This is a genomic window from Bifidobacterium sp. WK012_4_13 (genome assembly GCF_041080835.1).
In the GTDB taxonomy this organism is placed as follows: domain Bacteria; phylum Actinomycetota; class Actinomycetes; order Actinomycetales; family Bifidobacteriaceae; genus Bombiscardovia; species Bombiscardovia fermentum.
The window spans coordinates 2,345,086-2,360,428 of the sequence record NZ_CP129683.1 but is presented as its reverse complement, the minus strand read 5'-3'; the positions used below and the strand labels follow the sequence as shown (position 1 = coordinate 2,360,428).

Annotated in this window: 12 protein-coding genes; 3 read left to right on the top strand and 9 right to left on the bottom strand. The window is 58.5% G+C overall.

Annotated elements, in window-relative coordinates:
* Positions 1 to 5: 5 nt before the first annotated feature.
* The 3 genes from glmS to QN062_RS09555 all read right to left on the bottom strand — a co-directional run bounded on the left by glmS (position 6) and on the right by QN062_RS09555 (position 4,016).
* Positions 6 to 1,895 carry a glutamine--fructose-6-phosphate transaminase (isomerizing) gene (gene glmS / locus QN062_RS09565; RefSeq protein WP_369342597.1) on the bottom strand — a complete coding sequence of 630 codons (1,890 nt, stop codon included), beginning with the start codon at positions 1,893 to 1,895 and terminating at the stop codon, positions 6 to 8.
* An 88-nt stretch (positions 1,896 to 1,983) separates the two neighbouring features.
* The gene (locus QN062_RS09560; protein WP_369341568.1) at positions 1,984 to 2,649 is read right to left on the bottom strand and encodes a response regulator; all 666 of its coding nucleotides are present in this window, start codon (positions 2,647 to 2,649) and stop codon (positions 1,984 to 1,986) included.
* Positions 2,646 to 4,016 carry a sensor histidine kinase gene (locus QN062_RS09555; protein ID WP_369341567.1) on the bottom strand — a complete coding sequence of 457 codons (1,371 nt, stop codon included), beginning with the start codon at positions 4,014 to 4,016 and terminating at the stop codon, positions 2,646 to 2,648. The genes QN062_RS09560 and QN062_RS09555 overlap by 4 nt, the downstream gene beginning before the upstream one ends.
* Before the next feature lie 163 nt (positions 4,017 to 4,179).
* Between QN062_RS09555 and QN062_RS09550 the strand changes: the two genes are divergently transcribed.
* The 3 genes from QN062_RS09550 to QN062_RS09540 are packed head-to-tail and all read left to right on the top strand — an operon-like array spanning position 4,180 to position 7,707.
* Entirely contained in the window at positions 4,180 to 5,133 is a 954-nt protein-coding gene (locus tag QN062_RS09550) for an ATP-binding cassette domain-containing protein (RefSeq protein WP_369341566.1), read from the top strand.
* Between the two features lie 23 nt (positions 5,134 to 5,156).
* Complete coding sequence (locus tag QN062_RS09545; protein ID WP_369341565.1) at positions 5,157 to 6,377, top strand: ABC transporter permease; 1,221 nt, start codon at positions 5,157 to 5,159, stop codon at positions 6,375 to 6,377.
* Positions 6,364 to 7,707 carry an ABC transporter permease gene (locus QN062_RS09540; protein ID WP_369341564.1) on the top strand — a complete coding sequence of 448 codons (1,344 nt, stop codon included), beginning with the start codon at positions 6,364 to 6,366 and terminating at the stop codon, positions 7,705 to 7,707. Before QN062_RS09545 ends, QN062_RS09540 begins: the two co-directional genes overlap by 14 nt.
* A gap of 23 nt (positions 7,708 to 7,730) precedes the next feature.
* Here the strand turns inward: QN062_RS09540 and nagA are convergent, their stop codons facing one another.
* The 6 genes from nagA to QN062_RS09510 form a co-directional block, all read right to left on the bottom strand.
* Positions 7,731 to 8,999: an N-acetylglucosamine-6-phosphate deacetylase gene (gene nagA, locus QN062_RS09535; protein ID WP_369341563.1), complete on the bottom strand. Its 1,269-nt coding sequence runs from the start codon at positions 8,997 to 8,999 to the stop codon at positions 7,731 to 7,733.
* A gap of 129 nt (positions 9,000 to 9,128) precedes the next feature.
* Complete coding sequence (gene nagB, locus QN062_RS09530) at positions 9,129 to 9,917, bottom strand: glucosamine-6-phosphate deaminase (RefSeq protein WP_369341562.1); 789 nt, start codon at positions 9,915 to 9,917, stop codon at positions 9,129 to 9,131.
* Positions 9,918 to 9,919: 2 nt separating this feature from the next.
* Positions 9,920 to 10,975 (bottom strand): ROK family protein, encoded by a 1,056-nt coding sequence (locus tag QN062_RS09525; protein WP_369341561.1) that lies wholly within the window; start codon positions 10,973 to 10,975, stop codon positions 9,920 to 9,922.
* Positions 10,972 to 13,059 carry a family 20 glycosylhydrolase gene (locus QN062_RS09520; RefSeq protein WP_369341560.1) on the bottom strand — a complete coding sequence of 696 codons (2,088 nt, stop codon included), beginning with the start codon at positions 13,057 to 13,059 and terminating at the stop codon, positions 10,972 to 10,974. Before QN062_RS09520 ends, QN062_RS09525 begins: the two co-directional genes overlap by 4 nt.
* Before the next feature lie 104 nt (positions 13,060 to 13,163).
* Positions 13,164 to 14,318, bottom strand: coding sequence for an ROK family transcriptional regulator (locus tag QN062_RS09515; protein WP_369341559.1), 1,155 nt, complete (start codon positions 14,316 to 14,318; stop codon positions 13,164 to 13,166).
* 150 nt (positions 14,319 to 14,468) lie between these two features.
* Positions 14,469 to 15,341 carry a carbohydrate ABC transporter permease gene (locus QN062_RS09510; RefSeq protein WP_369342596.1) on the bottom strand — a complete coding sequence of 291 codons (873 nt, stop codon included), beginning with the start codon at positions 15,339 to 15,341 and terminating at the stop codon, positions 14,469 to 14,471.
* Positions 15,342 to 15,343 lie beyond the last annotated feature (2 nt).

Below are 15,343 nucleotides of genomic sequence, written 5' to 3'. Positions count from 1 at the left end.
CCTCGCTATTCCACAGTCACAGACTTCGCAAGATTGCGGGGCTTGTCGACATCGTTCTGCTTGAGCATCGACATATCCATGGCAAAGAGCTGCAACGGAACCACATCGACGAGTGGGCTGAGCAAGGTCGGGCACTGAGGACGCCAGAAGGTGACATCGGCATAGTTCGCAACCGATTCATCGCCCTCCTCGGCGATGGCAATCGTGAACGCACCGCGGGCCTTCACCTCTTCGATGGAGGAAATCATCTTGCTGTGCAGCACATCGCGGCCACGGGGGCTTGGAACGATGCACACGACCGGCTCGCCCTCATCGACCAGCGCGATGGGACCATGCTTCAATTCCCCGGCAGCGAAGCCCTCGCTGAATGTGTAGGCGATTTCCTTGAGCTTCAACGCACCTTCCATGGCGACCGGATAACCGACATGACGGCCCAGGAAGATGAACGAGTGCGCGTTGAGCATCTGTCTGGCGGTCTTGCTCACCGTATCCGCCTGAGTGTCAAGAACCCATTGGATCTTCTCGGGCATGGCCTTCAGATCGGTGACGATGTGACGAATCTCGTCGCGGAACATGGTGCCCTTGACCTGAGCGAGATATAGGCCCAGAAGATATGCGGCGACGATCTGCGCGACGAAAGCCTTTGTCGAAGCGACCGCGATCTCTGGTCCGGCATGCGTGTACAGCACGGCATCGGACTCGCGTGGAATCGTGGAACCCTGCGTATTGCAGATCGCGAGCACGCGTGACCCCTGCTCACGGGCGTGTCGAAGGGCCATGAGCGTGTCCATGGTCTCGCCTGACTGGGAAATCGCAACCACCAGTGTCCTTGGCGTCAGAATCGGGTCGCGATATCGGAACTCATGCGCCAGTTCGACCTCGACGGGAATCCTGACCCAATGCTCGATCGCGTATTTGGCGACCAGCCCAGCATATGAGGCAGTCCCACATGCTATCACGATGATCTTGTCGACCTGACGGAAGACATCCTCGTCAATGTGCACCTCGTCGAGATCGAGATTGCCCTTGGGATCGAAACGGCCGAGAAGGGTTTCGGAGACCGCGGCGGGATCCTCATGGATTTCCTTATCCATATACGAATCCCATCCACCCTTCTCTGCAGCGGAAGCATCCCAGTCCACGGTGAACCGCTTGGGATCCGAAACGACGTTGCCCTCGAAGTCGGTGACCACGACGGTGTCTCCACTGATGCATACGGCCTCGTCCTGGCCAAGTTCCATCGCATGCTTGGTATATGCGACGAAGGCCGCGACATCCGACCCAAGGTAGTTCTCGCCATCTCCAAGGCCTACGACCAGAGGGGAGTCATGGCGTGCGCCGACGACGATGTCCGGCTGGCGGCTGTCCACCGCGAGGAGCGTGAATGCGCCGGTGAGCATGCGCGCCACACGGCGCATGGCCTTGAATAGATCCGGCGCGCCTTCCCTGTCCAGGATCTCGTTGGCGATCTTGCCCAGCAGCTTTGCCGCCACCTCGGTATCGGTGCTTGATGCAAAGGTGTAGCCCTCAGTCTCGAGATTGAACTTGAGCTCCGAGGCATTCTCGATGATGCCGTTGTGTATCACGGCGATCTTGCCGTCCTGACTCATATGGGGATGGGCGTTCACATCGCTCGGAACACCATTCGTGGCCCAGCGCGTATGGCCGATCGCAACCGTGGCATCGGGCATTGGCTTGGCCTTCAGGTCATCGACCAGCCTATCCAGACGCCCTGCCTTCTTGCGCCAGGCGACCCTGTCCATTCCAGGGGCAGCCAAGGCGACACCCGCCGAGTCATATCCCCTATATTCAAGGCGTTTCAATCCCTGCATGCATACCTCAAGGGGTTTGCCACAGGCCGTTCTATTTCCCGCAAATCCAACGATTCCACACATGTCACCCAAGTCTATGCCACGCCTGTGAACTCGCCGAAATCGCTCGGACTCCTCTGCCGAACCTCTACAGAGCCTTGCGAATGCGCTCCTATCTTGGCAAAGTGCGAAGCCAGAGAATCGCGATCTGAGTACGGTTGGCAAGACCGAGCTTTGCAAGAATCTCGCTTATCCGATTGCGGACGGTGCCCTCGCTCAGATACAGCTGCCGTGCGATGTCGTGGTTATCGAGACCTTCTGCGATCAGTGCGCTGATGCGCCGTTCGCGATTCGTCAGACTCGAGAAGGGGTCGTCGGCGGGCAGACCAGTCCGGCCGGCATTCGGTCGATCATCGGATGAGGCCTTTTCCGTCTCGCCGAGTTCGAGATGGGACAAGGCTTTGGAACCAAGGACTATCTCGCCGGCGAGAACGGTCCGCACAGCGGGGATGATAGACGCGACATCCTGCTTGATCAGATATCCACGGCCTCCTATGCCAAGCGCCTCCTGTATGTATTGTCTGTCCGCGAATGTGGTGAGGAAAAGAATCTTCGCGGTCGGGTCAGATTGAAGTATGCTCCTTGCCGCATCGAGTCCGCCCATCGTCGGCATCTGAATGTCCATGAGCAGCACATCCGGGCGTTGGCTCGCATAGTGTCTGATGGCCTGCTCGCCGTCATTCGCCGTCCACAGAGTCTCCCCTGCCCCGACTTGGTCGATCATGGTTGCAATTGATGAGCACACTATTGGGTCATCATCGACGACGGCGACTTTCATTGCGTTCCTTTCATGATGCTCGTTGCATCGATCCCCATATGCAGCTCCGATTGCAGATTGCCAGACACTTCGACATCATGCGGGTCGCGTTCGTCCCGAACATGACCTTCCTGATGTCGCACGCCGCCCGCGTTGCTCCATGGAGCCTTGGGCAGCGATACGAAGACCCGCCACCCGCGCGCGTTCGGTCCGCATAGGGCATTGCCACCAAGCTCCCGGGCGCGGGACTCGATATCGGCAAGCCCCATCCCTCTGATGTCGCGAACGGCCTGCCTTGGCCCGACACTGCCATTTCGGGCTTCATCCTGCCTTACGCTTCCATCGTCCTGCACCACCAACTGCCACAATGCAGGCATGTCTCTCAGCACGATTTCGACATGACGAGCATCGCTGTGGCGAAGCACGTTGTTCAACGATTCCCGCACCGTCATCGCAAGGCACCGTGTCACGGGAGCCGGCGCCTGCTGAATCTCATTCTCCAGCGTAACCTCGGGACCCTGCGCGACTGACTGCAGGACCTTCGCAGCGGATCCGATCTGCAGGGCGAAATCGTTGCCGCTGTCGTCCAGATCGTGAACTGTCTGCCTGACGGCATTCATCGCCTCGGCAAATGTATCTTCGACTGCACGGAAACCCCGGGCGTTCGTCTCATCGCCAGCCATCGAGGCAACCACCTGCGATGTGTGCGACTGCATGATTCCTCTGGTCAGCAGATGCCCGACCCCGTCATGGATCTCGCGGGCGATCCTCGTTCGTTCCGCAAGAGTCGCCTCATGCATAGCATTTCTACGCTCGTCCTCGGCGTCATATGCCTCGTTTCGCATCCGGCGTCGAATCTCCCGCACTTCGTCCTGCGACAGCAAGGCACGCCGCCTCATCCTTGGAATCAGCGTCAGCGCGAAACCAGAGAAGATGTTCAATGCGCACAGGCAGAACAGCGTCAGGCGAAGCATGGCCGGTTCGACCTCAAACGCCGTTCCCAGGCCCAACGATGCCATGACGGCGATGCCGATGCATGCACACATGCCATACTCAATCCAGGATGCCCGCAATGAGAAGGCTCCCTTGTCCAGGCTCGCATCTGGGCGCCTCTGCAGCATGCACCATGTAGCCATCGCCGATGCCACATCGAAGGAGAACAGCGGCAGAAACGCGATCATCTGCGGAATCGCCAAGGCCAGCACTGCCAACGCGGCTTCGCAGCATGCAGCCAGACGATGTGGCGCAAGCCATTCGGACAGTGCAGCCGCTGACAGCGACACGAATATCGCGAACACGAAGGCCACCGACAGCGAGCTGCCATCGCGGAGCATCGCAAGCGATATGCATAGCAGCCACAGCACGAACTTGTATGCCCCACGCATCATGGCCGCTCCCTCCACCGTCACTCAAAACAGTCACTCACCACAGTCACCCTTTGCAATGCCCTAAGCCAAGGTTACGCCGAGCGAGGGGATGCATGACAATTGTCATGCCGCGCAATGACGCGCATCACTGTTTTCCACCAAGACCTTGTGCGAACATTGCGGTATGGACACAGATACCATGCAGGACGCAATCTCGGTCAGGAATCTCGTCAAGCGCTACGGAGCCATGCTCGCCCTCGACCACTTCGATCTCAGCGTGCGACGAGGTGAGATCTTCGGGCTGCTTGGACCGAATGGTTCGGGAAAGACCACGGCGATCAACTGCATCCTGGCCTTGCTCAGCTACGAGTCAGGCAAGGTGGCCGTCTTCGGCAGGCCCATGAGCCCCACGGCATATGACATCAAACGTCGCATCGGTGTGGTTCCACAGAATGTTGCCGTGTTCAACGAGCTCACGGTGAGGGAGAACATCGACTATTTCTGTTCGCTGTATGTCCCCAAACGCAAGGAACGCAAGCAACTGGTCGACGATGCCATAGCATTCGTAGACTTGGAGGAATTCAGCGGCTACCGCCCCGGCAAGCTGTCCGGCGGTCTGCTCAGAAGGCTCAACATCGCGTGCGGCATAGCGCATAGACCAGCATTGATACTCTTCGACGAACCGACGGTGGCCGTCGATCCTCAGAGCCGCAACGCAATCCTCGAAGGCATACGGCATCTGCGCGATGCAGGAGCCACGATTCTCTATACCAGCCATTACATGGAAGAGGTCGAACAGATCTGCACGCGCATCATGATCATGGACCATGGCAGGCAGATCGCTCAGGGAAGCGCCGCCAGGCTCAAGGACATGATCGACATGGGCGAGCGCATCACCATTGGCACGCTTGACATCGACGAAGCGACCTTGAGCAGGATCCAGGCACTTCCCTTCGTCGCGCAGGCGGATTTCGACTGCAAGGAGCTCAAGGTCACCTGCCGCCACGGCGATCATAATCTCGCCGATGTGCTGGACATACTTCATTCATCCGGCACCGATTTCGGACATCTGAGCTCGCAGCCACCGACATTGAACGACGTGTTCCTGGAACTGACCGGCAAGGCACTGCGCGACTGAGGAAACGGAAGGAGGAATCCATCATGTGGACCACGCTGCTGACCACGATCAAGGTGAATGTAAGGGAGAAAAGCAACCTTCTTTGGCTGTTCTTCTTCCCGATTCTGATGGCAAGCCTCTTCTGGGGCATGTTCAGCGGGCTGACGAACATTCAGGTCGAGGCCCAGAACTTCGCCGTCGTGCATGACTCCAATTGGAATTCGGTGCCTGGGGCTGATTCGCTCGTCGCCTCGCTCGCCGGGAAAAACTCCAGCCATACGAAACTGATCGTGCCGACGGTCGTGAAGTCTCTGGGAGAGGCCAAGGAGCGCGTCAATGTCAAGAAGGACAGCGGCTATCTCTATGTGACCGACCAGGGCAGCCTTGGGATCGCGATATCCGATGACATGTACAACAAGGTGACCAATACACTGTCATCATCGACGGCAGGGGTCGTGCTCAGCTCGCTGAGAAGCATCATCACGCAGTTCAACCACGCCGCCGACAGCGTCGAAGGCGTGTCCGAGTCCGGCAATCCGGCCAAGGCTCAGCAGACGATTGCCGAATACGTCAAGGCCAGCGCCGCAAGCGCCGGACTCACATATACGCACGACCGTTCCCTCACGCATTTCGCTCCCGATCAGTTCGCGCGCTACTACTACGCGCTGCTTGGCATGGTCTGCATGATGTCGATGAGCTTTGCCATCTCGTCGATAACCTCCGCCCAGGCCAACCTTTCGCCGCTTGGAGCGCGCAGATCCGTCGCACCTCAAGCGAAATGGCGTCAATTCGGCGCCATCATGATCGCAAGCTGGCTCACCTCATTCGCAAGCATGGCGGTCTCATTCTGCTACATCCGCTATGTCTGCGATATCGTCATGGGTGGAAGGGAGGGCCTTGCCATCGCCGCACTGTTCGTCGCGAGCTTCACGGCAACGGCACTGGGACTGCTGGTCGGCGCAATCCCACGTCTGTCCCATGGGGTCAAAACCGGAATCAGCACTGGCATCGCATGTTTCGGGGCACTGTTCGCCGGTCTGTACGGCACCTTCGCGATGAACATCAGCGATGCCATAAGCCGCGATGCTCCGGCCCTCGATCTGATCAATCCAGTCAAGCAGGTGTCGAATCTCTTCTATGACCTGCTCTATTACGACAGCCTGCAGCCATTCGTGCAGACCATCATGATCCTGCTGATCACGGGTGCCATATGCGTGGCATTGTCAATAAGCATCATGAGGAGACGCAGCTATGCAAACCTTTAAATCAGCGCTTCGAATTCTTTGGGCGCATAAGGTCTATATGCTCGTGTATCTGATAGGCTTCGGAGCTCTCATGCTCAGTCTGGGAATCTCGAGCATCGTCGCTGCAGGCAACGACACCGGCGCGATATCGGCGAATGCGTCAGACTCCGCCACTTCCGATCAGACCGAGGTCGCCTCGAAGCTTCCGAAGGCCAAGATCGCCGTCATCGATCGGGATTCGGGAAATCTGGCAGAGGGCCTGCGCGACTATCTGTCGCACAGCGCCACGATCGTGAAGCTTGATGACACGCCTCAGCGACTGCAGGATGCCATAGCCCGCAACGATGTGGATCTGATCGTCGTCATCTCGAAGGGGTATTCGCAACGCTTCGAGACCGCCGCAACCTCGACAGGAGACGATGCCAGCGCATCGCGTTCGATGCCGGTGGCAGACATCACCGTAAGCTATGTCTCAAGTCAGGGTTCGCTCGCGAAGATAGATGTCGACGGTTATTTCTCACAGCTGCGAAGCGTGCTTGCCTCGGGCTTGCGGACCAAGCTTTCGGACGCCGTCACCTATACGGTTCACCAGGCTGGGAAGCAGGGTCTCTCCCCTTCGGTCCATGTGCTGAAGAATGCACAGGAGGCGGGCAAGTCTCTGGCAAGCAGCTTCGGAACGACCATCAAGCTGTCGATCTATCCGATCTTCATGGCGATGACGGTATGCGTGTCATTGCTCATCGGCGTGTTCAACGCTCCAGAGACAAGCCGCCGTCTGTTCGCATCCTCGGCACGGAGCTACGTTCTCAATGCCCAGGAACTGATGGGCGCCGTAAGCGTGGGACTCATCTGCTGGGTCCTGTATTATTCGGCGGCGCTGCTTGCCCTTGCCCCATTCAACCGTGGATTCTCCGCAATCAGCCTTGCCTCACTGGTTCTTGTGGCACTTTCCCAACTCGTCTATACGCTCATCTCGATGGCCTTCGGCTTCATGATCGGGCAGCTGAAAGCCTCGACGACCATCGCCAATGCGGTCGCCACCTCATTGGGACTGATGCTCATGTTCACATCGGGCACTGCATTCGACCCTTCGGTCATGCCCGCTCCGATGGTCTCGCTCGGCAAGCTGCTCCCAGGTTGGTGGATGTCGGTTTCCATCGACGACGCGCTGGGCACGACGAGCTTCCAAACCCCTGATCCAAGCCTGCTCGGATGGCTGCAAAGCTTGGGATTGGTGGCACTGTTCGGCCTGGCATTCATAAGCATCGGCCTCGCCGCCGGAAAATATCGCCATGCTCACCCTGAATTCGGCATGTCCAACCGCATCACCCAGCTCACCGAACTGGGATAGGCAGGCTCTCGACCCCGCAGGGTTCAGAGCAGCTTCCTGCCCTCGCACCAGACGGATTCGGCCTTCCATGTGCCCTTTTCATGGATTATGCAGTCAGCGGCATATCCCGGCGCAAGCACGCCGAGCGGGTGATCGGTGACCTTGTTGGGAACGTCGATTCCCAAGGCATGGGCTGGCCCCTGAGTGGCCGCGGCGACAACGTCCACGGCTGAAAGACCCAACTCCTCGACTCCCCTTCGCACCGATTCCTCAAGCGTCAGAGTCGAACCGGCGATGGCGCCGTTCGATGCCAGGCGTGCATGGCCGTCCTCGACCTTCACGGCAAGCTTGCCCAGTGAATACGAGCCATCCGGGCACCCTGTCGCAGCCATTGAATCGGTGATCAGGGCAATGCGCCCGCGGAACAGGCCGAAGGCAAGTTTCACGACCGGATCATCGACGTGGAAGCCGTCGTTGATCAGCTCCACCTGAACGCGACCATCCTCCAGAACAGCCGGGATCGGTCCAGGCTTGCGGTGATGGATGCCGTTCATGGCGTTGAAGATATGCGTCAGGATCCTTGCCCCTGCATCGATGCCACGTCTTGTGGTCCGATAGTCGGCATCGCAATGGCCGATCGCGGGAATCACGCCCGCACGGCTGAAACGTCGTATCGCGTCGATTCCGTGTGGCAGCTCGGGAGCTATCGTTATCTGTCGAATCCAACCGTCGCCTGCCTCCAGCAACTCATCGACGCATTGAGGCTCAGGATCTCGCAGACACGCCGGATCATGGGCACCTTTCCTCGATATTGCAAGGAAAGGCCCCTCGAGATGAGCGCCGAGGCAATCAGGGCGCCTGGAGCAGGCAGCCGCGACGGCACGCAGATTTTCGGACATCACATCAAGCGGATTCGTTATCAGGCTCAGCACCTGCCGCGTGGTCCCATGAATCGCATGGCCCGTCCGGGCGGTCGCTATGCCTTCGGCACCATCATCGAACGACCTCTCCCATGCTCCGTGGGAATGGATGTCAATGTATCCAGGTGTGAGAACGGCCCCCTCGGCATCGAAGATCCTTGCACCGACCGGCCCGGACTGGCTTGTCCGAGCCACATTCCAGGCACTCTCGAAATCGTCATCGCGCGTCCCCGTCGCCACGATTCCGCCGTCCACCGATATCAGCCAGAAATGACCTTCGACGCCTCTTGCATCGATCTTTGTGGCATTGCGGACCGCAAAGGTGGCAGCTCCACCCATCACGGCCCTGCTTACCATCGAAGTCAGTTCTTCCCTCGATTGCCTGTGATCCATACCTCACTCAACCTTTCCCCAGAAAGCCTTGCCCCGTGACGTGGGAATGAATCCCCCATCGCCGGTCAGCTCAGATATGCCATGCCCGGATGTCCGCCACTCGATAAGCTGCAGCTAGATGAGCTGCCACTAGATGAGCTGCCACTGTGGCTTATGCGCGAAGGAATACTTGTAATAGTCCTTGTTGCGCAGCCGAGACGCCGCAGCCTCGTCGACGATCACGGTTGCATGCGGGTGCAATTGCAATGCGGAAGCAGGGCAGAACGACGAGATTCCACCCTCGACAGTCTCTGCGATCGCCTCGGCCTTGCCCGAACCGAATGCCAGAAGAATGAGGTGGCGCGCCTTCAGAATGGTGCCAATGCCCTGCGTTATGCAGTGCGCGGGAACCTGATTGATGTCGTCGTCAAAGAACCGTGCGTTGTCGATTCGTGTCTGCTCTGTCAAGGTCTTGATACGCGTGCCAGAGGCAAGCGATGAACCGGGCTCGTTGAATCCGATATGACCGTCGGTCCCGATGCCGAGAATCTGGATATCGACGCCACCAGCCTCTTCGATGGCCTTGTCATAGGCTTTTCCGGCCTCTCCGATGGTGTCAAGATTGCCGTTGGGCACATGTATCTTTTCGGGATCCAGGCCAAGAGGCTCGACAACCGTTCGGTTGATGGTGCTCTTATATGACTGGGGATGACTTGGGTCAAGTCCGGCATATTCGTCGAGTGCGAAACCGCGCACCTGCGAGACATCGATGCCTTCACGCTCGACGCGGCCCGCGAGTTGACGGTATGCCGCCAAGGGACTTGACCCGGTGGCCAGACCGAGCACGCAATCGGGCTTGTCCGCGATCAGTCGCGCCACACATTGCGCATAGATGCTTCCTGCCTCATCCTGATTCTCTACGATGATGACTTCAGTCATAATCAATCCTTCTCTTGTGAATTAAACAAAATCTTCCATCTTGCCACCGCCACTGCAGCCGCACCGATCGCACCGATCGGCTGGTCCATCGGTGCGAGCAGCAGCCGGCGCGTCAAATCAAGGCTGTCGATGAACGAACTTGACTCGGCTCGCTGGCGCAGATCCTCCTCGATGGCATGGATAAGGGGCTGTCCCGTTTTCGCCAGACCACCACCGATGACGATCTTTCCCGGATCGATGCTCAATGCAATGATAATGATTGCCATGCTCATGCCGTGAATAACCGTTGAGAGGGCTTCGCGCGCAGAGGCCTCGCCAAGTTCGGCTGCCCGCATCAAAGCAGGCAAGGCATAGCCGGATGCTGTCGGCCAGATCCTGTCCACGCCAGAACCTGAGGCAACGGTTTCAAGACATCCCCGCTGACCGCACTTGCATTGATATTGGTGGACTTCGGTCGGGATATGCCCTATTTCGCCGGCGACTCCGGTCGCTCCGTGATACACCTGGCCGTCGCTGATGATTCCGCATGCGAGCCCTGTGCCGAAATTGAGAAATGCCACTGGCGAGGCGTCGCCTGGGCCATTCAGAGCCAACACGGTCCATGCGCCCAACGCGGCGGCGTTCACATCGTTTTCGATGCAGATTGGCACGCCGCGAAAGGACTGTGCGATGCGCGCACGCAGATTCATGCCAGAGATTCCCAGGTTGACCGCGTTGCTGACCTCTCCGGTCTCCACATCGATCTTTCCTGGAATGCCTATCCCTATGCCTGCGAGCATCATCCCCAATCCGAGTCCGACTGCATGCAGCTGATCAATCATGGCGACGATCTGCTCCGCGACTGCACTGCTGCCCTGATTGCTGTCGTGCCTTCGCGTCTCCAGAACGTCCCCGGATTCATCGATGAGCACCCCTTCGATCTTCGTTCCTCCGATATCGACGCCCACGAATGCCTGACGTTTCCCGGGTCGCATCGTAGGCATGATGCCAGAAGGCGTTTCCTGCGGCGTCTGGGCCTCGTCCGTTGAAGGCTGGGAACTCACGAATCCCTGTGTCATGACTCGGCCCTCGGCTCCGTCGCATCGGCAGAACGCAGAATATCGGCGCATTTCCATATGTCGTCTGCCACTCTGCGAAGTTCGGACTCTCGGCTTATCGAACGCCACGCCTCGCAATACAGTTCGAACCAGACTTCCAGATCCTCCGCCAACGCAGCACGCTGGCTCGCGGAACGGTGATTGAGCAGTGCGTCACCGAAGCGGTTGAACAGCTGCTGACCTTGTGATGCGACGAGCCAAGGCTCCATGACATTACCCGGTGCGATCGAGCCCGCGGCGATGCGAGCCATCAGACGTGGCATCGCACGCTGCAGGAGCGCGTTACTCTCGTCGCATTTGGCTATCGCGGAGCTCAGCGTACGCACATACTCCTCGCGCACGGCTGCGAGTCCCTCTGAGGGGTCGATGTCGAGCGGCACGCCGCGCTCCTCCATGACCTGCCGGAACACGTCATCGTTCACGGCTCCGCTGCCATCATCAAGCTCAAGGTAGTGGACGATGTTCTCCCATGTGAACGATGCGCCTCTGCAGACTTCCTTCATGTCGGCGACGCAGCGGCCGCTGGAATCTCCGTATTCGAGGCGCGACATGTCCATGTCCAGGGTCGTGACATCGACAGTGCCAGGGTTCCAAGATTCCTGAGCGCCATAGATCATGGCGGGAATGCTCATGCGAGGATCGTTGATGTGCCCGTAATCTCCCCAATCGGTCACCATGAACCCTTCGGCGTGGTACTTGATGCCATATTTCGCCAATCTGGAGATGTTGTTCCATCCATCTTCCACATGCGGCAGCACGCTGTTCCATGAATGCACGGCGGCGCAGACATATTGCCGCGCTCCCGACCTTGCCACCAGTGCGACCTTGTCCTCTGTGATATCCGGCGCATACAGCCAGTTCAGGATCACGACGTTGTCGGGAAGCAGATCCAGAATCTGCGGCATCTCGACGGCTATGTCGCCCCACAGCATGGCCTGGTGACCATGCTCCTCGATGTAGGCGCATAGACGCTGCACATAGCTTGCATACATGTGTGCAATGTCCTGATTCCCCTCAGCCTGACGCGATCTTCCCTTGCCGAGGTCAAAGGTCTCGTCACCGCCGATGTTGAAGAATCGTGATGAGACGTTGCCAAGGTATGAGTCTATGAGGTGGGTGGAAAGCTTGAAGGCGTCGGGATGATTGATGTTCATCGTATGGTGTTCCTGACGCTCGATGAAGCTGTACGCCCGATCGGACTGCTCTGGGAATTCGCCAAGCTCCCGGAAGCTTCGCGTTCGCAGGGTCATGTAGTGATGTCCGAAGGTGGAGATCGATGCCACCAGCTCGATGCCACGCATGGCGCAATAGCCGTCAAGCTCGATGAAGTCGCGAGATGTCAGCGGACTTGTTCCGCGCCAGCTTTCGCTGAGCCCGCGAACCTTTCCGGAATGCTCGACATAGAGTTGCAACTGGTTGTATTTGTAGAGGCTCAGCTTGTCGATCCAGGTTTTGAGCCACTCGAGCGTCGGAACCCTGCCCCGGGTCACATCGAGGCTGTAGCTGCGAACCTCGTAAGCCGGGCGGTCGTCGATGACCATGCGCGGCATCGCTGTCCCATACTGCCTCACAAGCTGGCGCAGGGTCTGCACGCCCTCGCGCAGAGCCTGAAGGTCATATGCCGCGATGTCTATGGCCGGTTTATCCCCACCGTCGTCCTCCGGCTTGCCGACTGTCAGCCGGTAGCCATGAGGGTCGAGCCCGGAATCGATTTCGAGAAGCACGTCCACGTCATGTCGCTCGCCACGGGTGATGTTCCATTGCAGTCCGGTCGCCTGCTGCATGGACTGGGCGAGCATCTCGGCAAGGAAGTCCGACTTCTCGATGATTCGGTCATCTCCTGAATCCACATGCCCTGACGCTCCGCCGGAAGACGCCTGCGACCGATGCCCATCGCCTCCAACGGCTTCGTTCTTGGGAGTCAGACACAGCGATACCGTGCCTGAGATCGGCAAGGAAACCGTGCCGCCGATCATCCGCAGCGCACGTGGCTGCGGAATCAGCGATGGCCTATCGCATCGTTCGGCACCTAAGTTCTCTGTCATTGTTCCAATCCTTTGCTATAGCTCATTCACAGCGTCGGCCGGAAGCGACGGCTCAAGGCGCTGACTCTCATGGCACGGCGGCGAATCGCCGGTGCCGCCTTGGTTCACATCACTGCAAGAACCCTTCGAAGAACCATTCCGGCAGCGCCCAGCATCGCTGCATCCTCCCCTATCGTCGAGATCTGCACCTGCACCGCATCCAGAAAGCGCGAACGAGTCAGCAGGTCGATCGTCGATTGGGCGGCATCGACCATGGTCTGGTTGACGAGGCGCGGAACACCGGAGAATACCACATGCGTGATGTTCGTCAGGGCCACTGGCATGGCCAGCGCCCGTCCGAGTTCCTTCCCGGCACGCGCAATGATCCTTTCGGAATCGTCAGGATGCTCCTCGATCGCCTTGTCCAGGATCGGCGCCGACACGATCGTCTCAAGACAGCCGATCTTGCCGCAGACGCACGGCCGGGTGCCGTCGGACATGACCACATGGCCTATTTCACCGGCCGTGAAGCCCTTGCCACGAACGACATTGTTGTCGATGAGCAGACCCGCTCCGACGCCGTCGGCTATCTGGACGAGAATCATGTCAGAGAAGCCGTCGCCGAAATAGTCCTCTGCGAACACGGCTGCATCGGCATCGTTGGTCACGACGACTGGGCAGTCGGCCACCCCACGAAGCCTTTCGACAAAGTCCATGTCGACCCATCCAAGATTCGGGGCTTCGAGAATCAGACCGTCGTCGTTCACCGTTCCCGGCGTCGCGATGGCGATGCCAATGACCTTCTCCTCGCACATGTCGACCAGGCGCTGGCAAAGTTTCGTCACCTCGGTGGCGTCAAGGCATTTCGCATGGGACAGCTCGATCTCGACCCGATGCATCACCTTTCCTGCCAAATCCACGACCACGCCACGAATCCTGGTCACATCCGACAGATCGATCGATACGACATTCCCCGCAGATACGTTGAATTGAAGCAATTGCGAAGGCTTGCCCGGCCCGTGCGGCGTCCGATAGGCACCTTCGACGAGCAGTCCATCCTCGATGAGGTCGGCGACGACATCGGATGTCGAAACCTTCGACATGCCCGTCAGCTTCGCCAATTCGGCCCGCGAATGCGAATTGTTCGGATACAGGGCCCTCATGATCGCCGTTCTGTTGCGCAATCTGACATCTGCCGGCGCCGCGCTTGCCAGACGATGCGCCCGGCTGCCGCGCCGCGGCCCCTGGGCATCGATCAAAACAGGAAAGTTCTGTGCCATGCCATGCCTCCATTGCTTCTGTACCACGCAGGTATTTTTGTGCCACGGACGTGGCTTTGTAAGACGACCGTGCCTATGTAAGACGAACGATGCCAATGCCCCATTCGCGACGCGCTCTGCATCACTGTTGCACAATAAAGTTAATAATACTCACTTAATCGCACCTTCGGTGATTCCTTTTACCATATTGCCCTGGATGATCATGAAGAATATGACCACTGGCAGTGAGAAGAGGACGGAAGCCGCCATCTGCCCGCCGAAGTCCGTTCCGGTTGGAGTCGAGAAGCTCGCCAACCATACAGGAAGCGTATATTTCGACTGGTCCTTCATGAAGGTGAATGCGGTCAGATAGTCATTCCACGCAGCGATGAAGGCAAAGACCGAAGTCGAGATGATGCCGGGAGCCACCAACGGAAAAGTGATCAATCGCAGTATCTGCCACTCATTGGCCCCTTCGACGCGTGCAGATTCGAAGATGTCGACCGGAATGGCAAGGAAGAAACCGCGCATGTTCCAAATGGAGAATGGCAGGACCGCCGCGATATATGCCAGGATCAGACCTGCATAGTTGTTAAGCAGGCCAAACTGGTTGAAGACGATGAACTGAGGAATCAGCAGTGCGGTTCCCGGAAGCATCTGTATGGCCAGGATGGTGACCATGATCGAGCGTCTGCCCTTGAAGCGATACAGGGTGAGCGCCGCGCATGCGAGGAAGGCGAGAAGCACCGAGACGATTATCGACACGAAGGTCACGACCACCGAGTTCATCAGGTTGACCAGGAACTGTGTCTGGAAGATGGCCGTGCGGAAGTTCTGCAGGGACCAGTGGGTCGGCAGGAATATCGGAGTTGCCGTCATCACCTCGTTGCGTGGCTTGAAGGCGGTGATCGTCATCCAATACACTGGGAAGAACCATATGACGCAGAAGACGACAGCGGCGACGCCGCTTCGGACGCGATCCCAATGGACGCGCCTCTTCGCCTTGACCTCCGCTGCGGGCGAGACATGGGACTGCGACCGCATGC

What these genes read in the sequence shown, in the direction of transcription:
- QN062_RS09510 (WP_369342596.1), bottom strand. Translation starts at nt 15,341, where the DNA reads ATGCGGTCGCAGTCCCATGTCTCGCCCGCAGCGGAGGTCAAGGCGAAG.
- QN062_RS09525 (WP_369341561.1), bottom strand. Translation starts at nt 10,975, where the DNA reads ATGACACAGGGATTCGTGAGTTCCCAGCCTTCAACGGACGAGGCCCAG.
- QN062_RS09560 (WP_369341568.1), bottom strand. Translation starts at nt 2,649, where the DNA reads ATGAAAGTCGCCGTCGTCGATGATGACCCAATAGTGTGCTCATCAATT.
- QN062_RS09540 (WP_369341564.1), top strand. Translation starts at nt 6,364, where the DNA reads ATGCAAACCTTTAAATCAGCGCTTCGAATTCTTTGGGCGCATAAGGTC.
- nagA (WP_369341563.1), bottom strand. Translation starts at nt 8,999, where the DNA reads ATGGATCACAGGCAATCGAGGGAAGAACTGACTTCGATGGTAAGCAGG.
- QN062_RS09555 (WP_369341567.1), bottom strand. Translation starts at nt 4,016, where the DNA reads ATGATGCGTGGGGCATACAAGTTCGTGCTGTGGCTGCTATGCATATCG.
- QN062_RS09545 (WP_369341565.1), top strand. Translation starts at nt 5,157, where the DNA reads ATGTGGACCACGCTGCTGACCACGATCAAGGTGAATGTAAGGGAGAAA.
- QN062_RS09520 (WP_369341560.1), bottom strand. Translation starts at nt 13,059, where the DNA reads ATGACAGAGAACTTAGGTGCCGAACGATGCGATAGGCCATCGCTGATT.
- nagB (WP_369341562.1), bottom strand. Translation starts at nt 9,917, where the DNA reads ATGACTGAAGTCATCATCGTAGAGAATCAGGATGAGGCAGGAAGCATC.
- glmS (WP_369342597.1), bottom strand. Translation starts at nt 1,895, where the DNA reads ATGTGTGGAATCGTTGGATTTGCGGGAAATAGAACGGCCTGTGGCAAA.
- QN062_RS09515 (WP_369341559.1), bottom strand. Translation starts at nt 14,318, where the DNA reads ATGGCACAGAACTTTCCTGTTTTGATCGATGCCCAGGGGCCGCGGCGC.
- QN062_RS09550 (WP_369341566.1), top strand. Translation starts at nt 4,180, where the DNA reads ATGGACACAGATACCATGCAGGACGCAATCTCGGTCAGGAATCTCGTC.